The following is a 628-nucleotide window of genomic DNA, read 5'->3' as shown; positions in this document are numbered from 1 at the left end:
GTCTGGAATACCAGGGGATTGTTATTGGAATGCCCTAATACGTAAGCCACGATGGATTTATCATGTAGGTCTAGGATAGCGCTTAGATAAGCTTTCTGACCGTGACCATATTTAAATTCTGTTACATCCGTTACCCACTTTTCATTAGGGACGCTTGCTTGAAACTTACGATTCAATACATTCTCGGCTACCTGCTGTGGTGTGGAATACGCATATTTCTTCTTCTTCCTACGAATCACAGACTGAATTCCCTTTACCTTCATAAGCCGGTATACACGCTTATGATTGATCGTTTTTCCGGTTTCACGGCGCATGTGCAAGGTTAATTGACGATAGCCAAAGGTTCGCTCTACTTTCTCGTAGATCTCCATCATTACCTGCATTAACTTTTCATTCTCCATCTCACGAGCGCTGGGTTTGCGTTCTAGCCATTTGTAGTAGCTTGAGCGTGCAATTCCTGCAATTTTACACAGAAGCTGAACACGAATTGACGCTTCTTTCTGAAGCGCTTGAATGGCAAGGTAGATGTTCTCCTGTCGATATTGGCTTAGCTTCGCCTCCTTTGTATTTCTTGTAACTTTTTTAGGAACGCATTTTCCGCCCGAAGCCGTTCCATTTCATATTCCAT

1 protein-coding gene is annotated in these 628 nt (G+C 43.0%); it reads right to left on the bottom strand.

The window, feature by feature from the left end; all coding sequences use genetic code 11:
• Positions 1-515 (bottom strand): IS3 family transposase (locus AC0LWM_RS32440; protein WP_474679169.1); only part of this gene is annotated, 515 nt, incomplete at its 3' end.
• Positions 516-628: the final 113 nt, after the last annotated feature.

The organism is Paenibacillus sp. sgz302148, from assembly GCF_056120465.1.
Note: the sequence above shows the minus strand (reverse complement) of the source record. Positions and strands in the feature narration are given on the sequence as shown.